At 38.8% G+C, this 19,361-nt stretch carries 21 protein-coding genes; 4 read left to right on the top strand and 17 right to left on the bottom strand.

The window, feature by feature from the left end; all coding sequences use genetic code 11:
• Positions 1-6: 6 nt before the first annotated feature.
• The 14 genes from ACYU0V_RS09810 to ACYU0V_RS09875 all read right to left on the bottom strand — a co-directional run bounded on the left by ACYU0V_RS09810 (position 7) and on the right by ACYU0V_RS09875 (position 11,537).
• Positions 7-615 carry a TetR/AcrR family transcriptional regulator gene (locus ACYU0V_RS09810; protein ID WP_461849934.1) on the bottom strand — a complete coding sequence of 203 codons (609 nt, stop codon included), beginning with the start codon at positions 613-615 and terminating at the stop codon, positions 7-9.
• A gap of 36 nt (positions 616-651) precedes the next feature.
• Positions 652-1,425 carry a TatD family hydrolase gene (locus ACYU0V_RS09815; RefSeq protein WP_461847212.1) on the bottom strand — a complete coding sequence of 258 codons (774 nt, stop codon included), beginning with the start codon at positions 1,423-1,425 and terminating at the stop codon, positions 652-654.
• A gap of 17 nt (positions 1,426-1,442) precedes the next feature.
• Positions 1,443-1,784 carry a PilZ domain-containing protein gene (locus tag ACYU0V_RS09820; RefSeq protein ID WP_002121335.1) on the bottom strand — a complete coding sequence of 114 codons (342 nt, stop codon included), beginning with the start codon at positions 1,782-1,784 and terminating at the stop codon, positions 1,443-1,445.
• Positions 1,785-1,794: 10 nt separating this feature from the next.
• Complete coding sequence (locus ACYU0V_RS09825; RefSeq protein ID WP_461847214.1) at positions 1,795-2,775, bottom strand: DNA polymerase III subunit delta'; 981 nt, start codon at positions 2,773-2,775, stop codon at positions 1,795-1,797.
• 13 nt (positions 2,776-2,788) lie between these two features.
• Positions 2,789-3,550, bottom strand: coding sequence for a 3-deoxy-manno-octulosonate cytidylyltransferase (gene kdsB / locus ACYU0V_RS09830; protein WP_014206593.1), 762 nt, complete (start codon positions 3,548-3,550; stop codon positions 2,789-2,791).
• A 9-nt stretch (positions 3,551-3,559) separates the two neighbouring features.
• A complete protein-coding gene (gene lpxK, locus ACYU0V_RS09835; protein WP_461847217.1) occupies positions 3,560-4,570 on the bottom strand; it encodes a tetraacyldisaccharide 4'-kinase in 1,011 nt (336 codons plus the stop codon).
• 2 nt (positions 4,571-4,572) lie between these two features.
• Positions 4,573-6,300: a lipid A export permease/ATP-binding protein MsbA gene (gene msbA, locus ACYU0V_RS09840; RefSeq protein ID WP_461847219.1), complete on the bottom strand. Its 1,728-nt coding sequence runs from the start codon at positions 6,298-6,300 to the stop codon at positions 4,573-4,575.
• A complete protein-coding gene (locus ACYU0V_RS09845; protein WP_005069548.1) occupies positions 6,297-6,725 on the bottom strand; it encodes an ExbD/TolR family protein in 429 nt (142 codons plus the stop codon). Before ACYU0V_RS09845 ends, msbA begins: the two co-directional genes overlap by 4 nt.
• 15 nt (positions 6,726-6,740) lie before the next feature.
• Positions 6,741-7,376, bottom strand: a complete 636-nt coding sequence (locus ACYU0V_RS09850) for a MotA/TolQ/ExbB proton channel family protein (RefSeq protein ID WP_005069550.1) — start codon at positions 7,374-7,376, stop codon at positions 6,741-6,743.
• A gap of 50 nt (positions 7,377-7,426) precedes the next feature.
• Positions 7,427-8,314 carry a ParB/RepB/Spo0J family partition protein gene (locus ACYU0V_RS09855; protein WP_017399496.1) on the bottom strand — a complete coding sequence of 296 codons (888 nt, stop codon included), beginning with the start codon at positions 8,312-8,314 and terminating at the stop codon, positions 7,427-7,429.
• Entirely contained in the window at positions 8,311-9,093 is a 783-nt protein-coding gene (locus tag ACYU0V_RS09860; protein ID WP_202732504.1) for a ParA family protein, read from the bottom strand. The genes ACYU0V_RS09855 and ACYU0V_RS09860 overlap by 4 nt, the downstream gene beginning before the upstream one ends.
• A gap of 21 nt (positions 9,094-9,114) precedes the next feature.
• Complete coding sequence (rsmG, locus tag ACYU0V_RS09865; protein ID WP_002121443.1) at positions 9,115-9,747, bottom strand: 16S rRNA (guanine(527)-N(7))-methyltransferase RsmG; 633 nt, start codon at positions 9,745-9,747, stop codon at positions 9,115-9,117.
• A gap of 87 nt (positions 9,748-9,834) precedes the next feature.
• Positions 9,835-10,524, bottom strand: coding sequence for an N-acetylmuramate alpha-1-phosphate uridylyltransferase MurU (gene murU, locus ACYU0V_RS09870; RefSeq protein ID WP_002121402.1), 690 nt, complete (start codon positions 10,522-10,524; stop codon positions 9,835-9,837).
• Positions 10,524-11,537: an aminoglycoside phosphotransferase family protein gene (locus ACYU0V_RS09875; RefSeq protein ID WP_461847224.1), complete on the bottom strand. Its 1,014-nt coding sequence runs from the start codon at positions 11,535-11,537 to the stop codon at positions 10,524-10,526. Before ACYU0V_RS09875 ends, murU begins: the two co-directional genes overlap by 1 nt.
• Before the next feature lie 120 nt (positions 11,538-11,657).
• On the opposite strand from ACYU0V_RS09875, the gene ACYU0V_RS09880 reads away from it, so the two are divergent.
• Positions 11,658-14,099 (top strand): LPS-assembly protein LptD, encoded by a 2,442-nt coding sequence (locus ACYU0V_RS09880; RefSeq protein ID WP_461847226.1) that lies wholly within the window; start codon positions 11,658-11,660, stop codon positions 14,097-14,099.
• Positions 14,099-15,409 (top strand): peptidylprolyl isomerase, encoded by a 1,311-nt coding sequence (locus tag ACYU0V_RS09885; protein WP_057062352.1) that lies wholly within the window; start codon positions 14,099-14,101, stop codon positions 15,407-15,409. Before ACYU0V_RS09880 ends, ACYU0V_RS09885 begins: the two co-directional genes overlap by 1 nt.
• Before the next feature lie 119 nt (positions 15,410-15,528).
• On the opposite strand, the gene fba is transcribed toward ACYU0V_RS09885, so the two are convergent.
• The 3 genes from fba to ACYU0V_RS09900 all read right to left on the bottom strand — a co-directional run bounded on the left by fba (position 15,529) and on the right by ACYU0V_RS09900 (position 18,244).
• Positions 15,529-16,566 (bottom strand): class II fructose-bisphosphate aldolase, encoded by a 1,038-nt coding sequence (gene fba / locus ACYU0V_RS09890; RefSeq protein ID WP_002121428.1) that lies wholly within the window; start codon positions 16,564-16,566, stop codon positions 15,529-15,531.
• Between the two features lie 121 nt (positions 16,567-16,687).
• Positions 16,688-16,933, bottom strand: coding sequence for a hypothetical protein (locus ACYU0V_RS09895; protein ID WP_002121463.1), 246 nt, complete (start codon positions 16,931-16,933; stop codon positions 16,688-16,690).
• Between the two features lie 123 nt (positions 16,934-17,056).
• Positions 17,057-18,244 carry a phosphoglycerate kinase gene (locus ACYU0V_RS09900; protein WP_461847229.1) on the bottom strand — a complete coding sequence of 396 codons (1,188 nt, stop codon included), beginning with the start codon at positions 18,242-18,244 and terminating at the stop codon, positions 17,057-17,059.
• Positions 18,245-18,382: 138 nt separating this feature from the next.
• Here ACYU0V_RS09900 and ACYU0V_RS09905 point away from each other — a divergent pair, with 138 nt between their 5' ends.
• Complete coding sequence (locus ACYU0V_RS09905; protein WP_002121396.1) at positions 18,383-18,766, top strand: DUF2237 family protein; 384 nt, start codon at positions 18,383-18,385, stop codon at positions 18,764-18,766.
• Positions 18,766-19,359 carry a Maf family protein gene (locus ACYU0V_RS09910; protein WP_461847232.1) on the top strand — a complete coding sequence of 198 codons (594 nt, stop codon included), beginning with the start codon at positions 18,766-18,768 and terminating at the stop codon, positions 19,357-19,359. The genes ACYU0V_RS09905 and ACYU0V_RS09910 overlap by 1 nt, the downstream gene beginning before the upstream one ends.
• Positions 19,360-19,361 lie beyond the last annotated feature (2 nt).

The following is a 19,361-nucleotide window of genomic DNA, read 5'->3' on the forward strand; positions in this document are numbered from 1 at the left end:
ATCGACCTAAGCATATTGCTCAATAGCTTGTTTAGGTAAGGCTAAAGCCTGATCAATATAAGCCACTCTTAAAGTGTCTCTTGAACCTAAATATCGTTGATAAAAACTTGAATTGAGAATAGCTGCCGCACCATGAGTTAATGACCAAATAGAAGCAAGATAATCTCGTGTAGGCATACTGCTTTGAATAGATTCTAAGTAGTGGTCTGTCATGCGAATGATAATTCGCAATCTCTGTTTACGCACCTGATAAAGTTCGTGAAAAAGATGATGTACGCCTTGAGCAGTGATTGAGAGTTTTTCCTCAATTTGATGGAATAAAACTGTTCGCTCAGGATGATGTAAATGATGCAACATGAAAAAGGCCAAATGCTCTGGAAAGGCTTTTTCAGTATCTTGAACCATTTCAAGTAACATACGCTCATTACGAATAATCAACAGCATGTACAACTCATCTTTACTTTGAAAGTGTTTGTACAAAGTTCCTTTTGCTAAATCAAGCTCAGCAGCCAAGACATCGAGTGTCATTCCGGCTTCGCCATTTTCTAGCAATAATTGTTCCGCAACCTGAAATATTAATACTTCTCTTGCTCGGAACTGAGCCTGACGATCCATCTTCACGCAATTACTCTCTTATATAGTTTCTATAACCTAAATCGCTTTTAGCAAGTTCTCAAAATTTTGTGAGGTGATCATTGCAATTTCCTCAACCGATTTATCATATACATCACTGAGCGCTTTGGCTACATAAGGCACATATTTTGGTTCATTTGTTTTACCACGATATGGGACAGGTGCTAAATACGGGCTATCTGTTTCAATTAAAAGGCGATCTAGTGGGACCTGTTTAGCTACATCGCGCAAATCCTGTGCATTCTTAAATGACACAATACCGGAAAAAGAAATGTAATAACCACAATCAAGCACAGCTTTAGCAGTTTCCCAATCTTCAGTAAAACAATGCAGAATCCCATGTGTTGATTGTTCAGCACGGATAATATCTACCGTATCATGCTTTGCTGATCGGGTATGAACGACAACTGGTTTTTTTACAATTTTTGAAGCTTGGATATGTCTTGCAAAACATGTTTTTTGCTCTTCAATAAAATCTGTACTGTGATAATAGTCCAGTCCAGTTTCACCTAAAGCCCATACTTTTTCTGATTGAGCCAATTCAACCAAATACTCAGTTTTTGCACGTGCCATTGTGTCCACATCCTCACAAGGGTGTACACCTACCGTATAACCAACATCTGCATGTTTATTTGCAATTTCAGCCAATGCAATATGGTCATCGAGATCAACGGAAATTGCCATAAACTTAGACACTCCTTCTGCTCGCGCCGCTGCAAGCGCAAGGTCCAGATCACCGTGATAAGGCGTTAAATCTAACATCGTTAAATGGCAATGCGTATCAACAAACACTTTTCTTTCCTATTTAATTACATCGTATAACTTGGACGGTCTAGAGACATACTACCAGCCAAAACTCGTTCTGCCTCAGTTTTATAGTAAATTCCCTTATCTCCGCTTAACTGAATAGCAAAACCTTGAGGTTTAAATCCACTTTGCTTATGGGAGATCCAGATTACTTTGCCTGTTAGAGGAATTTTTTGAGACTGCTCAGGCAAAGTCGCTAAAATGAAAATTTCTTGTCCCATCTTTACCTTTTGTTTTGATGGTACGAATAGGCCTCCACCTTGCACATATCCCATATAGCTTGCTTGCAAAGTAGCTTTATCAGGAATATTTACCTGAATAATCCCCCCCATTTGCGGCTGCATAGTTTTCCCCTTAAATATTCATTAACGTTATAAATAATTGATCAATAATAAGTTGGCTTTGTACATTTTGTTCAACAAGCTTTTTTGCTTGCTGTAATTCACTATAAATATTAAATAAGCTTTCTAAATCATAATATGGGCTTAACTGATCAAAATCTAAATCAGTATTTTTCTGTGGTTGGTTTAGCTTGACACAAATTAAATCACCCAACAAGTATTCAAAAAGCATTATAAAATCATTAAAACTTAATTCTTTTTGCCATTTGCCTGAGAAAAATAAAGGCATATTTTTTTGAGCAACAATTTTAAGCCAATCATTTAAGAAAATTTGCCTTTTCGCAAACCAGTCACTTTGAGCAATTTCTATTGCTTGTAAAGGCATATCATTAGATAAGCCAAGCAGTAAATCAGGCTGCACTTCTGCAAGTTCAGATAAATGCTCATTCAAATAAGAAGTAGCTTGCTCATATGAAATACGATCTAAAGCGAAATGTTGCAATCGGCTACGAATAGTGGGCGGTAGTTTAAGATAGTGATCAGCTAATAAAATTAAAACAACACGCTCGCCTGGTTCTTCTAAAGTCTTTAGCAAAGCATTTGAAGATGCCAAATTAAGTGCTTCTGCAGGCTCAATCACAATAACGCGCCAACCTTCTCCCGTTTGTTGTACGAAAGGTAGTAAGTCACGGATCTTTTCTATTTTAATTTTTGCATTCTGTTTTTTATTTTCTTCATCCGTTGTGATATGAACATAATTGGGATGAGTGTCTGATTTTAACCATTGGCAACTACTACATTCACCACAAGGGCCCTGCGGCTGCTTATTTAAACAAAGTACCCATGCCAAAAACTGCTTAGCAAAAGCATGTTTTCCACAACCTTGCTTGCCGTAAAATAAGAGACCATGTCCAATATTGGGAAACCTTGTTGTCAAGGTGTCCCATGTTGTTTGCTGCCAAGGATAAACCTTTGAAGTTACATTCGGATTCATTAAAAATTAACGCTTATTCAAAAGATTCAACAGGCATACTATTTAAGCGATCAAGATCAGCTTGAGTGTCCACACCTGGTGGCAAATTGGCTTCGGCTACAGCAATTGCAATTCGATGACCATTTTCCAAAACACGTAATTGTTCAAGGCTCTCCAACTTTTCAAGCTTCCCCATATCCCATGTTACGTATTCTTGTAATAAGTTCACTCGATAAGCATATAAACCTAAATGGCGAAATGCTTGTGAATGTAAAGTCGGTTCATCATGCTTAGCCCCATCTCGATCATAAGGAATGGTAGCCCGACTAAAATATAAAGCTTCATTTTGTTTAGACATGACTACTTTTACAATACTGTCACGCTGAAACTCATCTAAGGTATGAATCGGCTCACACAACGTAGACATTGAACAATTTGGTTTATCAACCAAAAGTTTTGCAACTTGCTGAACAAGTTGAGCTGGTAATAAAGGTTCATCACCTTGAACATTTACAATAATATCATCTGCATCCCAGCCCTTAATACGAGCCACCTCACTTAAACGGTCTGTACCTGAAGGATGATCCGCGCTGGTAAGAACTACATCAATTCCATCTGCACGGCAGATCTCAGCAATACGTTCGTCATCTGTTGCCACGCATAAATCATCAAAACCTTCGACTTTTTTTGCCTGATCCACTACACGTAAAATCATAGGACGGTTATGAATAAGCAACAATGGTTTACCTGGCAAACGCGAACTTGAGAAGCGTGCTGGAATGACGATGTGTTTCATTTTTTCTTCCTAAGATAATTGAATATCAAGTTCTTGCAATTGTATTTTTAAAACCTGATAACACTGTGTAGACAGGACAGCTTTAACAGGAACTACCCAAATAGATTGTTTAAATTCAGGATGTTTTTCAAGTAATGGTAATAGTTTAACTGCATCTTTTTCAGTTGTAATAAGTGGCAGCTCATCATTAAAAATTAAATCATTGATTGTGTAATCATGATGATCTTGAAAGGCATGCTCTTGGAATTGCTTCAACCCTAGATCTTTAAGTGTTTGATAAAACCGTTGAGGAAAACCAATACCAACTACAGCATGATAATTATTCTCAAGATTAAAGCTTGGTGTAGAATTAGATAAAGGGTTAAGTAAATATGGCTGTCCTATTTCGAGATGCATGTTTAATTCTGTAGCAGGTTTATGAGTATGTTCAATCACTGTTCCAGTTTCTAAACGCTCAACAGGCTCTCGCAGATAGCCTTCAGGTAATAATTTTTTATTCCCTAAACCACGATTTTGATCCAGTACAATCCACTCGATCTGTCGATCTAATGCCCAATGCTGCAACCCATCATCACTAATAATCAAATCTATTTCTGATGACTCAAGCAATAACTCTATTGCAGCCTGTCTATTGGGACCTACCGCCATTGGTACACGTGTAGCCTGAACAATTAATGCTGGCTCATCCCCAGTTTGAGCTACTTGGGCACCCGAGGTAACCAGCAGTGGAAAAGGACCATTACCCCCATATCCCCGACTGATTACCCCTACTTTTACATTATGCTGCTGTAGATAATTCACCAGTTGTATTAGCAAGGGAGTTTTTCCACTTCCACCTACTGTGATATTACCTATAACCATCACAGGTACGGGCGCTTTATAAACTTGCTTAAAACCTGAATTATAAAGATTACGATTTAGTAAAAACCCAGCCCGATACAAACAAGACAATGGACGTAAAGCAATCAACCAACTCGATTGTTTATTCCATGCATTCTGGATCAGCTGGGCTAATGACATGCTTAGTTATCCTCGAAATTACGCTGATGTAATTGATAATAAGCACCATGTTTTGCGAGGAGTTCTTGATGAGTACCTTGTTCAACAATTTGTCCTTGATCCATCACTACAATACGGTCAGCATTCTCAATTGTTGATAAACGGTGAGCAATGACAATCGTAGTGCGGTCTTGCATCGCTTCATCAAATGCTTGCTGAATAAAATGTTCAGATTCATTATCAAGAGCACTTGTGGCTTCATCTAAAATTAATATTGGAGCATTCTTTAAAATTGCTCGAGCAATAGCAATTCTCTGACGCTGACCACCGGATAAGTTTAGGCCCTGTGCCCCTAAAACAGTATCATAACCATTTGGTAAGTTCATAATGAAGTCATGCGCATAGGCAGCTTTTGCAGCAGCATGAATTTCCTCATCTGAGGCACCTTGCAACTGACCATACGCAATGTTTTCACGAACAGTACGGTTAAATAATACAACTTGCTGATTTACCATTGCGATTTGGGTACGCAAACAAGAAAGATCAATGTCATTAATTGGCAAACCATCTAAATAAATTTGCCCACTTGATACCTCTTGGAAACGTACCAACATATTAACTAATGAGCTTTTACCAGCGCCTGAACGACCAACCAATGCTACAGTTTGACCAGGAAGAATATCTAAAGAGAAATCTTTAATAGCCTGTACGCCATCAGCATAATTTAATGCCACATGATCAAAACGAATCGCACCTTGTAGTTTAGGTTTCAACTGACCATTATTTTGCTCTTCAGGCAAATCTAATAATTCAAAAACAGAATGAGCTGCCGCTAAACCACGTTGTAACTTTTCATTAACATCAGTCAGGTTTTTTACTGGTTTTGCTAACAAACCAGCAGCTGTAATGTAAGCCACGAACTCACCAGCACTGGTATTACCTAAAATCTGTGGTCGTAAAGCTAACCATACAATAAGGGCCATCGCACAAGCCATCACTACCTGAACCACAGGGCTATTCAGGTTTTGTACAATTACCATTTTTAAACCACGTTTTAAGTTTTCTTCCGATGACTTATAGAATCGTTCTTGTTCAGACTCTTCACCAGCAAAAGTTTTTACTACAGCATTACCATTGATACTCTCTTGAACAACGTGGTTCACGTCCCCCATCGTATCTTGAACCTGTAATGAGAGTTTTCGCATACGTTTTGAAGCTTTACGTACCAATACACCAATTACGGGTAAAAATACAAAAATACATAGCGTAAGACGCCAATTTGTATAAAACAGATAACCCAATAATCCTAGAGTAACCATCCCATCTCTAACGATGGTTCTCAATGACTCTGAAGAAGCTGCCGTTAGCTGCTCAACGTTATACATAATCTTGGCAGTAATATGGCCAGATGAATTATCTAGGTAATATTGTGCCGGTAGTCTTAAAAGTTTGGCATATACTTCTTGGCGAATACTAAAAACTAAACTACGTGAAATCACCGCAGTATAGTAACCTCCCATAAAAAGGCCTAAGCCACGGAAAAAAACCAATAAAATGATTAATAATGGGAACCAATCCAAATTAGCTCTACTGCCATTTTGGATTGCATCAATAATAAATTTAATCAATTTAGCAACGGAGACTTCTGTTGCTGAGTTAATACCGAACCCGATAAGAACTAATAAGGCCACGCCCCAATAAGGTTTTAAATAGGCTATGAGACGCAAATAAACCTTAAAATCTTGATTCACTCAGAAAAACCTCTAGAAGGAACTTTGGTACTAATATTGATGTTAACAAAACCGAGCTGTCCTGCTACATCCATAACGCGAATTACATCCTGATGAGACGCTTTGGCATCCGCAGCAATGATGAACATAAAATCACGGCGCTCTTGAGCAACTTGCTTAATCGCAGTACTCAGATCAGCAACCTCTTTAGACGAAAGTGCCTGACCATTTACAGCATAATGACCAGAAGAGTCTACCACGACTTCAATTTTGTGATCGTACTGTTTTGGTGGAACACCTTGTGCATCTGGTAACGTTAAATTGAGGCGACTTGGCTGATTAAAAGTAGTCGATAGTAATAAAAAAACCAAAATGAACAACAAACAGTCAATCATAGGCGTTAAATTGATATGAATGTCTTCAACCTGAGAACGTTTAAATTTCATCTGGCTATTCACCCATCAACCAACACGACGATGTTCTGCTATAGACGAGGAACGTTTATAGAACAATGAGGCATGAAATAAAGTCGATTGCTGCTCTAGTTCAGCAATATAATCTTGTACTAATCTTTGAAAATAGCGATAAGCAACTAAAGCAGGAATCGCAATTAACATTCCCACAGCTGTAGTAATAAGCGCTTTAGAAATACCCGGAATCATTAAACTTGGACTACCTGCCGATCCAAAATCAATCACAAGGAATGACTCAATAATCCCGACTACTGTACCAAGCAGCCCTAATAAAGGCGCCACAGCACTCAAAGTCCCCAAGAAATTAATATTTTTTTCTAAATAAGAAATTTCTTGAGAAGCGGCTACTTCCATTTGTGCACGTGCAAATTGCTCGCCATGCTCACGATGATCAAAACCTGCTTTTAAAATGTGAGCCAATGCGCTGTTTTGCACTTCTACATTTTGTTCCAAATTTTCCACAATATCTTCAGTTCTTAACGAACTATCATCAATTAATGCTTTGGGTAGAACTTGTGAACGTCTTAACCGAACAAAACGTTCAATGCTGATCGCAACAGTTAAAATTGAGCATAGAATTAAAGGCAGCATCAACCAGCCACCCGCTCTCACAAGTTCCCACATATCTTCTTCCCCAAGAATATAAAATTAGAAATATATGACCCAAATGTAAATTAATCAGGCAAACAAATATTTAAAATGCCATCTAACTCATCTAAGGTATGGTAATGAATAACAAGCTTACCCTTACCTTTTTGATTATGATCAATTTTCACATTAGCGCCAAAACGCTCTGATAATTTTTGTGTCAATTGTTCAATATCTGGTGCTACAGGTGCTTTTTCCTTCTCCTGCTTCGGCTCACTTCTATCACGCACCAATTGCTCTGTTTGACGAACAGATAGTCCTTTTTCAATTACGATTTTAGCAACGTCTAATTGATCTTTACCCTTTAACGTCAAGATAGCTCGAGCATGCCCCATATCAAGCTGGCCTTGCTGCATGAAATCTTTAATTTCATCCGCCAAACTCAACAAACGAAGTAAATTACTTACTGTAGTACGTGCTTTCCCTACTGTGTCAGCAATTTCTTGATGGCTCAAACCGAATTCATCATGAAAACGCTGCAAGGCTATAGCCTGATCAATCGGATTTAAATCTTGACGCTGAATATTTTCAATAAGCGCCAGTGCAATAGCAACCTGATCATTTAAATCACGAACAATTGCAGGAATTTCAGTTAAACCCGCAAGTTGCGCTGCACGCCAGCGTCGTTCACCCGCAATGATTTCGTATGGATGTGCTTCATCATCAACTGGACGAATTACAATAGGTTGCATCACTCCATGTTTTTCAATAGAAGATGCTAGCTCTTGCAAATCATGCTCATGAATAAAGCGACGTGGTTGATATTCACCACGTTTCAATAAATTTACATCAATTTGTTTCAACTGTCCGTGGTCAAGTGCCTGTGCTTCCAGCTGTAATTTTTCTTTTTGAATTGAACCAAGTAATGCATCTAAACCACGTCCTTTAGCCAATCCGCGTTTTTTGATGCTCATACTTTACTTCCTTTCTTCACTTTACTTTTCTTCAAAATCTCAGCTGCAAGATTTAAGTATGCAACTGCACCTTTAGAACTTTTCTCAAAATAGATAACAGGCAAACCATGCGCTGGTGCTTCTGCTAAGCGAACATTACGTGGAACGACAGTATCATAAAGTTTTTTACCGAAATACTGTTCTAACTCAGCAGATACATCACGTGTTAAAGCATTTCGTGCATCGTACATTGTACGTAATACACCAATAATTTCTAAATCAGGATTTAATGCCTTTTGAATACGATCTATAGTCTGGGTTAAATCAGCTAAACCTTCTAGCGCATAATATTCGCATTGCATTGGAATGATTACACTATCTACAGCTGCCAAAGCATTGACAGTAATCAAACTCAAGCTTGGCGCACAATCCACAATGATAAAATCAAATGAGTTTCGAATTTCATTCAAAGCATTTTTTAGAATGAATTCACGGCCCTCTTGTTCTGCAATAGCAAGCTCAACACCGGAAAGTTCACGATTAGATCCTAAAACTTTATATCCAACTTCTGCTTTTTGAATGGCCGTTTCAATTGGTACTTCACCAAGTAGAACATCCGTAATGGAATACAAAAGATCGTTCTTTTGAATACCGGACCCCATCGTAGCATTACCTTGTGAATCCATATCTACAAGTAATACACGTTTCTTTAATACAGCTAGAGACGCTGCAAGATTTACTGCAGTCGTTGTTTTACCAACACCACCCTTTTGGTTTGCAATCGCAATAATTTGAGCCATGGTAACCCTAATACTTTTTATTTAAATACGTTGAAGTAAAAGTAAATGACGTTGTTCATCAAGTCTTGGTACGCGCAGCTCAATCACTTTACATGAAAAGTCCTGCTTAAGTTGCTCAATTTCCTCCACTGGCACAACTCCTTTCATTGCTGCAATTATACTGCTCTGATGCAAGTATGGCTGAGCTGCATCCACAAAATCCGTTAAAGAAGCAAAAGCGCGACTTGTAATCACATCAAATTGACCAAGCTCATCAATTGTATCTTGATTTTCAACACGTGTTTGCACGGCTACTACGTTTTTTAACTTAAGGTCAGCAATAAACTGTTTCAAAAAACGAATTTTCTTACCATTTGAATCAAGCAATACACAAGAGCGTTCCGGCTGACATAAAGCAATGATCATGCCCGGCATACCACCACCTGTACCTACATCAAGCAAACGGCCTGTTGGCAAATCTTTCAAAATACTTAGGCTATCTAACAAATGCTTCACTAACATTTCTTTCGGATCACGAATCGCTGTTAGATTATAAGCTTTGTTCCAAAGTACCAAAGCATCTTGATACTTCAACAATAATGTCAAAGCTTCATCGCTAAGCGATAAACCTAATTTTTGACTACCCTGTTGTAACTCTTGAAAAAACGGATGCATAAACAGATAACATCTAAGTAAAATTTAAAACAAAGTATACCCATTTATGCATCGTGGAACACTAGTTAACGATTAGGGATTACACACTTAATCGTAGAAGCCTTCACGAATTTGCAAATCTAGCTCCATTAAACGCTCAGGCGTTCCCACATCTACCCATGCACCTTTAAGCTTTTCACCAGATATTTTCTGATTATGCATCGCTTGCTTCAATAGTGGAGCTAAAGGACGCTTACCCGCTTCCAATCCGTCAAAAAGTTTAGGATGAATAACAGATAGACCACTAAAAGTGAGGTTTTCGCCCGTCACATCTTGATCGAATGTAAAAGCGCGCCCATCCAATAATGTAAAGTCGCCTTCAGGATGCTGTTTAGGATTATCAACCAACACAAGATGTGCCAAATCATCATTTAGCTTAATATGACGCAGACCTTCAAAATCCATTGTGGTCCATACATCCCCATTCACCAGAATAAAAGGATCTGTTCCAAGCAGTGGCAAAGCATTAATAATTCCACCAGCTGTTTCTAGCCCTTCATCCTCTCGTGTCCAACGGATATCCACACCAAATTGAGAGCCATCACCTAAACTACTGATGAGCTTGTCGGCCAACCATGCAGAATTGATGACTATTTCAGTCACACCAATTTTCTTAAGTTTTTCAATATGCCACACAATCAGGGGTTTACCACCCACCTCAAGCAGAGGCTTTGGTGTATATAGCGTAAGTGGACGCATACGATTGCCCAAGCCAGCAGCAAGAATCATTGCTTTCATTATGCTGCTACCTCATAGCTACCATATTTCTCGATAAATTTAGGCATCACGATATTATTTATAAATGCCATAAACTCTTCAAGCTCAGCGTAACCACGACTTTCTTCGAGCAAATACCACATGACACGTGGTAAATCCTTCAAATAACCAGACTTACCATCACGTTCAAATAAGCGAACAAAAATGCCTAAAATTTTAATATGGCGTTGGATCGCCATTAAATCTGCATCACGTTTAAATTGATCAAAGCTACGGTTTTGTTTAGTCGACGCTGGCAACAGGTCATAAAACACTTTAAACCATTGATAAACACGATCAGCGTTCCATTGAACATATGCATCACGAGTAATCGAAATTAGATCATATGTATCAGCGCCAATAACAGCATCTTGGAAGTCGATTACCCCTAATTCTTGCTCATCGGTAATTTTCATCAAATTTCGACTATGAAAATCTCGATGTACAATAACTTGTGGTTGGGCTAATGCAGCATGAGCCAAGAAGTCAAATGCATTATCAATCGTTTTTTTCTGTTCAGCAGTCGGCTCAATAGAAAGCGACGGTAACATCCAGTCTGTGAGTAGATGCATTTCCGACATTAATTTTTCGTAAGAATAAGCTGGGAACTGATTAGTCCCGTCAATAGACTGCAATTGAATAAGTTGTTTAAAACTTTGTTCGTAGTATTTATCAACAGTTTCGTTAGTCAATAATGTCGACAAAAGCACATCGCCAAAGTCTTCTAACAATAGAAAACCTTGAGCCAGATCTTTCGCGACGATCTGAGGCACACGTACGCCATGGCTCGCAAAAAACTCGTCAATGGTCACAAACGGAACACAGTCTTCTTTTTCTGGAGGGGCATCCATGAGCATATACGTTTTATTTTGTAACTCGATACGCGCATAACGGCGGAAGCTTGCATCACCTGCTAAAAAAGCGATCTTAAATTGATCATTTTCAAGAACAGATGTAAGCCATGTATATATCAATTGTTCACGTTGTGTATTCATTTGCAATAAAATCTAAAACAAGCTGAGATTTTTGAAGGGTTAAGTGTAGCCACTTATAAACTTTTTCTCTATGATGCGACAATAATTAATTGTGAATTAGCATACTTGGTTAATGAGACAATGAAGCATCAGTTTAAATTTAATCCTTTAGCGACAGCTATTTTTACGCTCTTATGTGGCTCCATACAATCAAGTTATGCTGAGTCAACTGATGTTGTCTCCAATATAGACAATAATCAACTTAAAGCGAGCATTAAGGAAGCTTACCCAGGTCAAGAATTCTTTCAGCAATATTATGTTGATAAATCTGCACCTGAAGCCCAGCTTCGTGACAATAAATATTTAAGCTCGGCATTTTGCCAAGGCACATGGGTTACACCGATTAACCCTGAGACCAAAGCTTTAGACGCCGACAAAGCGACTTCTGTCGTTACGGCTAACTACGGACATTACAATCCAGCAGGTGATTCTGTTTTAGAAGGTGATGTCGTTATTGATCAGGAAGGACGCACAGTTCGTGCTGACAAAGTAACGATTGATAAGACCCAAACCTTTGCGCATGCACAAGGTCGAGTACAGTTAGCTCAAGGCGGGTTACTTTCACAGAGTGATGAAATTAATTACAACCTAAAAACCCAAACCGGGAATTTAGACAATAGTTTTTATATTTCTGAACAGCAACACGCCCATGGTCATGCAGGAAAAATCGAAAGAACCTCACCAAACGTTATGGTTCTTAATGATGCAACCTATACGACTTGCCCACCAGGCCAAAAACCTGGTTGGAAAATCCAAGCCAATAAAATTGAGTTAAATCAGGAAACAGGACGCGGCGTAACTCGTGGAACAAAATTATATGTTAAGGACGTTCCTGTTCTAGCTGTTCCCTATTTTAACTTCCCGATTGACGACCGCCGTACTACAGGTATTCTTAACCCACAATTTGGTTTCTCAAACGATGGTGGTGTTGAGCTTTCTGTTCCAGTTTATTTAAATCTTGCACCTAACTATGATCTGACACTTACTCCGCGATATTTAGCAGACCGCGGTGCAATGCTAAAAGGTGAGTTTAGATATTTAACCGATGGCTTTGGTGCTGGTGAAATTTGGGGTGGCATCTTGCCATCTGACAAAGGTTATGATGACAAAGATCGTAAAGATTTCCATTTTTTACATAATTGGGATATCAATGATCAGTGGTCTACTAACCTCGAATATAACTATGCATCAGATAAAGATTATTTCTCTGACCTAGATAGTAACCCGAACTCCAAAACAGATCTTAACTTACGTAGAGCTTGGGAACTAAACTATCAACATGGTATTCCTGGTTTAAAAGCACAGCTTAAGGTGGAAGATTTCCAGACACTTGATCCTGAAGTTAAAGATGTCAATAAACCATACGCACGTTTACCACAATTCTTATTAAATTATGTCACTGGTAATCCACTAGGACTACAATACGAATTTAATAACGACACTGCTTACTTTAAGAAATCAATTAATGATGATTCTGCTCAAGAAAGTAGTGGTACACGTATTTATAACCAGTTCGCAACGCGTTATAACTACCGTACACCGGCAGCTTTTGTGATTCCTGAAGTCTCTGTACGTTCTATTCAAACGTTTTATGATAAGGACAGTATCGCATCTCAAAATCTAGATGGTGGTTCCGAAAACAAATCAGTCGTTGTACCTCAATTCACGTTAGACACTGGACTGAACTTTGAACGTGATGGCAAGTACTTACAAACACTTACACCACGTGCTTTCTATGCATATGCGCCATACAAAAATCAAGATGGTTACCCTAACTTTGACTCAACTACTGCGTCAGTAAGTTATGATCAATTATTTAACCCTTACCGTTTTTATGGTCATGACCGCCTAGAAGACAATAACTTTTTATCATTGGGTGTAAGTTATAGTCTCTTTGACACAGTAGGTTTAGAACGTTTACGGGCAAGTGTAGGTCAAAGTTACTATTTCGAAGATCGTCGTGTCACCTTACAACGACAACAAGATGAAATTGATACTGAACGCAACACAGGTCCTGTGGTGAGTCTATCAAGCCAGCTTAACCAAAACTTTACCATTGCTGCCAACTCAGCCTGGATGTCGAATGGTGACAATGCTCAACGTGACTTCCAACTTTACTATACTGGTGATAAAGGAAATCTATATAACTTAGGCTATTTCTATCGTAAAGATATTCCTGGTCGTCAAGATACTTATGACCAAGTTGTTGCATCGTTTATACAACCAATTAAAGACAATTGGCGTATTATGGGCCACGTACAATATGACATGGACAATGATGTTGCCCGTGAACTCTTGCTAGGAGTTAACTATGAGTCATGTTGCTGGGGTATTTCTGTCTATGGCCGTTCATACTATAACGATCTAGACGATCCAAAATCTCCAGATGTTAGTGAAAAGCGCGCGATCATGGCCGAAATTACACTAAAAGGTTTAGGTGGTTTAAACAATAAACTCGCGTCTTTACTTGAAAATCGCGTTTTAGGTTTTAACAAAATTAATCAATCTTGGACACAACGTTAATGAAGACAAAGCATCTTAAACAGTTTTTTAAAGCAACTACACTTGCTGCCCTAATCTCTTCATCAATGCATAGTTTTGCCCAACCCGCTGATGAAGTTGTGGCAATTGTGGACAATAGCGTAATTTTAAAAAGCGATCTTCAACAAGGTATGGCTGAAGCAGCTCATGAACTACAAGCTCAAAAGAAAGAAGTGCCACCTCAGCAATACTTGCAGTTTCAGGTATTAGATCAACTCATCTTGCGTCAAGCCCAACTTGAACAAGTTAAAAAATATGGCATCAAACCTGATGAAAAAAGCTTAAATGAAGCAGTCTTAAAAGTAGCAAATCAATCTGGAAGTAAAAGTTTAGAAGCTTTCCAGCAAAAATTGGATGCTATGGCACCAGGAACTTATGAAAGTTTACGTGGCCGAATCGCTGAGGATTTAGCGATTAGTCGTTTGCGCCAACAACAAGTGATGTCTCGTATTAAAATTAGTGATCAAGATGTAGAAAACTTCTTAAAATCACCTCAGGGACAAGCCGCGTTAGGTAATCAAGCACATGTAATTCATATGCGCATTTCTGGTGACAATGCACAAGAAGTTCAATCTGTAGCTCAAGAAGTGCGTTCAAAGCTTGCTCAAAGTAATGATATAAATGCTTTGAAAAAACTTTCAACTGCAAATGTAAAAGTTGAAGGTGCTGATATGGGTTTCCGCCCACTGTCTGATATTCCTGCTGAACTTGCGGCTCGTATTACACCATTACAAGATGGTCAAACGACTGACTTAGTTTCAGTACGTGATGGTGTACATGTTTTAAAGCTTCTTGAACGCAAACAAAATGAGCAAAAAGCTTTAGTACCTCAATTTCAAACCCGCCACATTCTCATTCAGCCATCTGAAGTAGTGACTCTTGAGAATGCCAAGCAAATTATTGATAACATCTATAAACGCTTAAAAGCTGGTCAAGATTTTGCAACACTTGCAGCAACCTATTCAAATGATACGGGTTCAGCACGTGATGGTGGAAGTTTGGGCTGGGTAACACCTGGAATGATGGTTCCTGAATTTGATAAAAAAATGCAGGAAATTCCTGTAGGTGAAATTAGCGAACCTTTCCAAACTCAGTTCGGCTGGCATATCTTACAAGTAACGGATAAACGTGAAAAAGATATGACGCATGAATATCAAGAGCGTATGGCACGTCAAATTTTAGGTGAACGCCAATTTAACACTGAGATTGATAGCTGGTTACGTGAAGTACGTGCAAACGCATATGTAGAAATCAAAGATCCAAGTCTAGATAAAAAGAACTTACAAAAGTAAGTCTTTTTATCTTCATCAAAACCTGTGACAAACACAGGTTTTTTTATGCATGAAATTTTCCTAATAAAAAAACCGGTTATATAAATAACCGGTTCCTATAAATTAAACCCTGACGGGAATTATTTATAACGATCAACCATTTTCTCTAAAGAAATCGGGCGAATCTTGTCAGCATTTCCAGCTGTACCAAACGCTTCATAACGATCAATACAAATTTGCTTCATTGAATCTACAGTTTTAGCAAAGTATTTACGTGGATCGAATTCAGCTGGGTTTTCAGCCATAAACTGACGAATTGCACCAGTAGATGCTAAACGTAAGTCTGTATCGATATTGATCTTACGCACACCATGTTTAATTGCTTCTACAAGCTGCTCAACAGGTACACCATAAGTCTCTTTAATATCACCGCCAAACTCATTGATTACTTTCAACCACTCTTGCGGCACAGAACTTGAACCATGCATAACAAGATGAGTATTTGGTAATGCCGCATGAATTTCTTTAATGCGGTCAATTGCCAAGATATCACCTGTAGGTGGACGAGTGAACTTGTAAGCACCATGTGAAGTACCTACAGCAATCGCTAATGCATCTACATTAGTATCGGCAACAAACTGAGTCGCTTCTTCAACAGAAGTAAGAAGTTGTGAGTGATCAAGTACACCTTCTGCACCAACACCGTCTTCTTCGCCAGCCATACCAGTTTCAAGGCTACCTAAACAGCCAATCTCACCTTCGACAGAAACACCACATGCATGTGCCAAAGCAACAACATTACGAGTTACATCAACGTTGTATTCATAAGAAGTAGGTGTTTTACCATCTGTACCTAATGAACCGTCCATCATCACTGAGCTAAAGCCAAGCTGAATTGAACGCTGACAGATATCAGGGCTTGTTCCATGGTCTTGATGCATTACCACTGGAATATGTGGCCATTCTTCAATTGCAGCCAAAATAAGATGGCGTAAGAATGGAGCGCCTGCATATTTGCGAGCTCCAGCTGATGCTTGAACAATTACAGGTGAATTGGTTGCATCCGCGGCAAGCATAATTGCACGCATTTGTTCTAAGTTATTTACGTTAAATGCTGGTACGCCGTAGTTATGTTCAGCAGCGTGATCCAAGAGCTGGCGCATTGAAATGAGTGCCATAATATCCTCCCAGGTAGTGCGGCTTATTCTACCCTGTCATTTATTTCAATTCAGCAACAAATCACAGTATTTCAAAAAAAATCCCTGCATTTGCAGGGATTTTTTAACAAAAAACAACAAATTAATGTGTTTCTGAAGCAGCAGCCTCACTTGGCGCACTACCTTCAACCACATCTGTATTCTTTTCATCTAGAACTGGCTTATCAATCGCATCAATTGCTGCTTGTTGCTCAGGCGTTACTTTTTCAGAAACAGCAGTAGATGCAGCTGATTCTTGGCCCGCTTGAGATGCTTCATCTTTCTTAGCACAAGCAGTCAACATCATTGGTACAATTAACATAGCAGCAAATGTAAGCTTTAAATTCATCACTATTTTCCACAGTTGGTGATTTAATACTCGACATTTTATTGCAAATATATGACAGTTTAATGACTTATCAATGAAAAAGGGATTGGTTACCCAATCCCTTCTTATTTCTATATAACAGTATTAAGCACGTTCAAGCAAAGCAGCAACTGCTGGCAATGTTTTTCCTTCAACAAATTCAAGGAATGCACCACCACCTGTAGAAATATAACCAATTTGATCAGCGACGTTATATTTATCAATCGCAGCTAATGTATCTCCACCACCTGCGATCGAGAATCCTTCAGATTGAGCAACCGCAAGAGAAAGCGCTTTGGTACCCTCACCAAATTGATCTACTTCAAATACGCCAACTGGACCATTCCAAAGAATTGTTTTTGATGTTGTTAAAATATCAGCAAATGCTTTAGCTGTTTCTGGACCAACGTCTAAAATCATATCATTTGCAGTCACATCTTCTACTTTCTTCACAACAGCTTGAGCTGCTGCTAAAGAACCTAAGAAATCTTCAAAATTAATTTGCGATGCATCAGCAACTACAACATCTGTAGGAAGTGGAACACTTACTTTAGCAGCAATTTGTTTAGCAGTTTCAACCAAGTCAGCTTCATACAATGATTTACCAACATTAAAACCAGCAGCTGCCAAGAATGTATTTGCAATACCGCCACCAACGATCAGTTGATCACAGATACTAGAAAGCGAGTTTAAAACATCGAGTTTAGTTGAAACTTTAGAACCAGCAACAATTGCAACCATTGGTTTTTCAGGAGTTTGCATTGCACGGCCTAGTGCATCTAACTCAGCAGCCAACAAAGGACCAGCAACAGCAACTGGAGCAAAACGAGCTACACCTTCAGTAGATGCTTCTGCACGATGAGCAGTACCAAATGCATCCATAACAAATACGTCACATAATGCAGCATATTTTTGTGCAAGCTCTGGATTATTTTTCTTTTCGCCATGGTTAAAGCGTACATTTTCAAGTAATACAACTTGACCAGCTTCAACTTCAACGCCTTCTAAATAATCTGTTAATAATTTAACTTCTTGGCCCAATACTTCTGTTAAATAAGCAGCAACTGGTGCAAGTGATTGTTCTGGCTTTGGTTCACCTTCAACAGGACGACCTAGATGTGAACATACCATCACTGCTGCGCCTTTATCTAAAGCAACTTTAATGGTTGGTAATGCTGCACGTAAGCGAGCATCGCTAGTAATCACACCATTTTTGACAGGAACGTTTAAATCTTCACGAATAAGGACACGTTTGCCTGTTAAGTTAAGGTCAGTCATACGCTGAAAATTCATGTAAAGCTCTCTTTATGATTTTAAAAACGCGCCAATTTTAAATGATTACATCAAAAAAGGTTAGTTTTTTTGCATAAAAGCTGTAGAAAGCCCCAGTTTTGATTATGATAGAGGTAGTTATTTGATATTTCACCCATTATGTCTATTCATCCAGATCCACAAATCAATCGCTTAAATGTTTTAGGGGAACCTTTAGCAAGTTGTTGCTTTGACCCTATTACAGGCTATTTTAGAAATGGTTTCTGCCACACCGCAGTAACAGACCTTGGTCAACACACCGTATGTGCGCAAATGACCTCGGATTTCTTAAATTTTTCTCAGAAAATTGGGAATGATCTTATTACTCCTTTACCAGAAGTAGGCTTCCCTGGCTTAAAACCGGGTGATTTCTGGTGTATCTGCGTAACTCGCTGGGTAGAGGCTTATCAAGCTGGTGAAGCACCTCCTATTAAAATACATGCATGTCATCAAGCCGTATTAAGCTATGTACCTTTAGATGTATTAATGGAATTTGCAGTGTAATGGTTCAGCCACAAATTATTTTGGCATCGAGTAGTCAAACTCGCAGAGACTTAATGGACCGTCTTGGAATTAATTATATCTGTGTTAATCCAGATATTGATGAAAATCCTCGCGATGAAACCCATGCCGATGAACTTGCAAAACGGCTCGCTTTCACAAAAGCTCAAGTGATTGCTGAACAGAACCCATCAGCTATCGTTATTGGTTCAGATCAAGTTGCTTGGCGAGAACATGCCCCGCATGACTTTATTGGCAAACCGATGACTAGTGAAAATGCTAAAGCACAACTAGCCGAGAATTCTGGTCGAACTGTTTTTTTTAGTACAGCGCTTAGCGTGCAATGGCTCGATAGAAACTTTGAACAAACGCTCGTTGAACATTATCAAGTTAAATTTCGAAACCTGAATCAAGCTGAAATTGAACGTTACGTTTTATTAGATCAGCCACTACATTGCGCAGGTAGCTTTAAGTGCGAAAGTTTAGGAATTAGCTTGTTTGAAAAAATGATAGGCCAAGACCAGACCACACTTATGGGTCTTCCTATGATTCAACTTTGCCATATTTTGAGGCAACTTGATCTACAAATTCCTTAATT

The sequence above is a fragment of the Acinetobacter sp. X9 genome (assembly GCF_054889255.1).

Coding starts and splice junctions, on each gene's coding strand:
- ACYU0V_RS09810 (WP_461849934.1), bottom strand. CDS start 615: ATGGATCGTCAGGCTCAGTTCCGAGCAAGAGAAGTATTAATATTTCAG.
- ACYU0V_RS09820 (WP_002121335.1), bottom strand. CDS start 1,784: ATGCAGCCGCAAATGGGGGGGATTATTCAGGTAAATATTCCTGATAAA.
- ACYU0V_RS09825 (WP_461847214.1), bottom strand. CDS start 2,775: ATGAATCCGAATGTAACTTCAAAGGTTTATCCTTGGCAGCAAACAACA.
- kdsB (WP_014206593.1), bottom strand. CDS start 3,550: ATGAAACACATCGTCATTCCAGCACGCTTCTCAAGTTCGCGTTTGCCA.
- lpxK (WP_461847217.1), bottom strand. CDS start 4,570: ATGTCATTAGCCCAGCTGATCCAGAATGCATGGAATAAACAATCGAGT.
- ACYU0V_RS09845 (WP_005069548.1), bottom strand. CDS start 6,725: ATGAAATTTAAACGTTCTCAGGTTGAAGACATTCATATCAATTTAACG.
- ACYU0V_RS09850 (WP_005069550.1), bottom strand. CDS start 7,376: ATGTGGGAACTTGTGAGAGCGGGTGGCTGGTTGATGCTGCCTTTAATT.
- ACYU0V_RS09855 (WP_017399496.1), bottom strand. CDS start 8,314: ATGAGCATCAAAAAACGCGGATTGGCTAAAGGACGTGGTTTAGATGCA.
- ACYU0V_RS09860 (WP_202732504.1), bottom strand. CDS start 9,093: ATGGCTCAAATTATTGCGATTGCAAACCAAAAGGGTGGTGTTGGTAAA.
- rsmG (WP_002121443.1), bottom strand. CDS start 9,747: ATGCATCCGTTTTTTCAAGAGTTACAACAGGGTAGTCAAAAATTAGGT.
- murU (WP_002121402.1), bottom strand. CDS start 10,524: ATGAAAGCAATGATTCTTGCTGCTGGCTTGGGCAATCGTATGCGTCCA.
- ACYU0V_RS09875 (WP_461847224.1), bottom strand. CDS start 11,537: ATGAATACACAACGTGAACAATTGATATATACATGGCTTACATCTGTT.
- ACYU0V_RS09880 (WP_461847226.1), top strand. CDS start 11,658: ATGAAGCATCAGTTTAAATTTAATCCTTTAGCGACAGCTATTTTTACG.
- ACYU0V_RS09885 (WP_057062352.1), top strand. CDS start 14,099: ATGAAGACAAAGCATCTTAAACAGTTTTTTAAAGCAACTACACTTGCT.
- fba (WP_002121428.1), bottom strand. CDS start 16,566: ATGGCACTCATTTCAATGCGCCAGCTCTTGGATCACGCTGCTGAACAT.
- ACYU0V_RS09895 (WP_002121463.1), bottom strand. CDS start 16,933: ATGAATTTAAAGCTTACATTTGCTGCTATGTTAATTGTACCAATGATG.
- ACYU0V_RS09900 (WP_461847229.1), bottom strand. CDS start 18,244: ATGAATTTTCAGCGTATGACTGACCTTAACTTAACAGGCAAACGTGTC.
- ACYU0V_RS09905 (WP_002121396.1), top strand. CDS start 18,383: ATGTCTATTCATCCAGATCCACAAATCAATCGCTTAAATGTTTTAGGG.
- ACYU0V_RS09910 (WP_461847232.1), top strand. CDS start 18,766: ATGGTTCAGCCACAAATTATTTTGGCATCGAGTAGTCAAACTCGCAGA.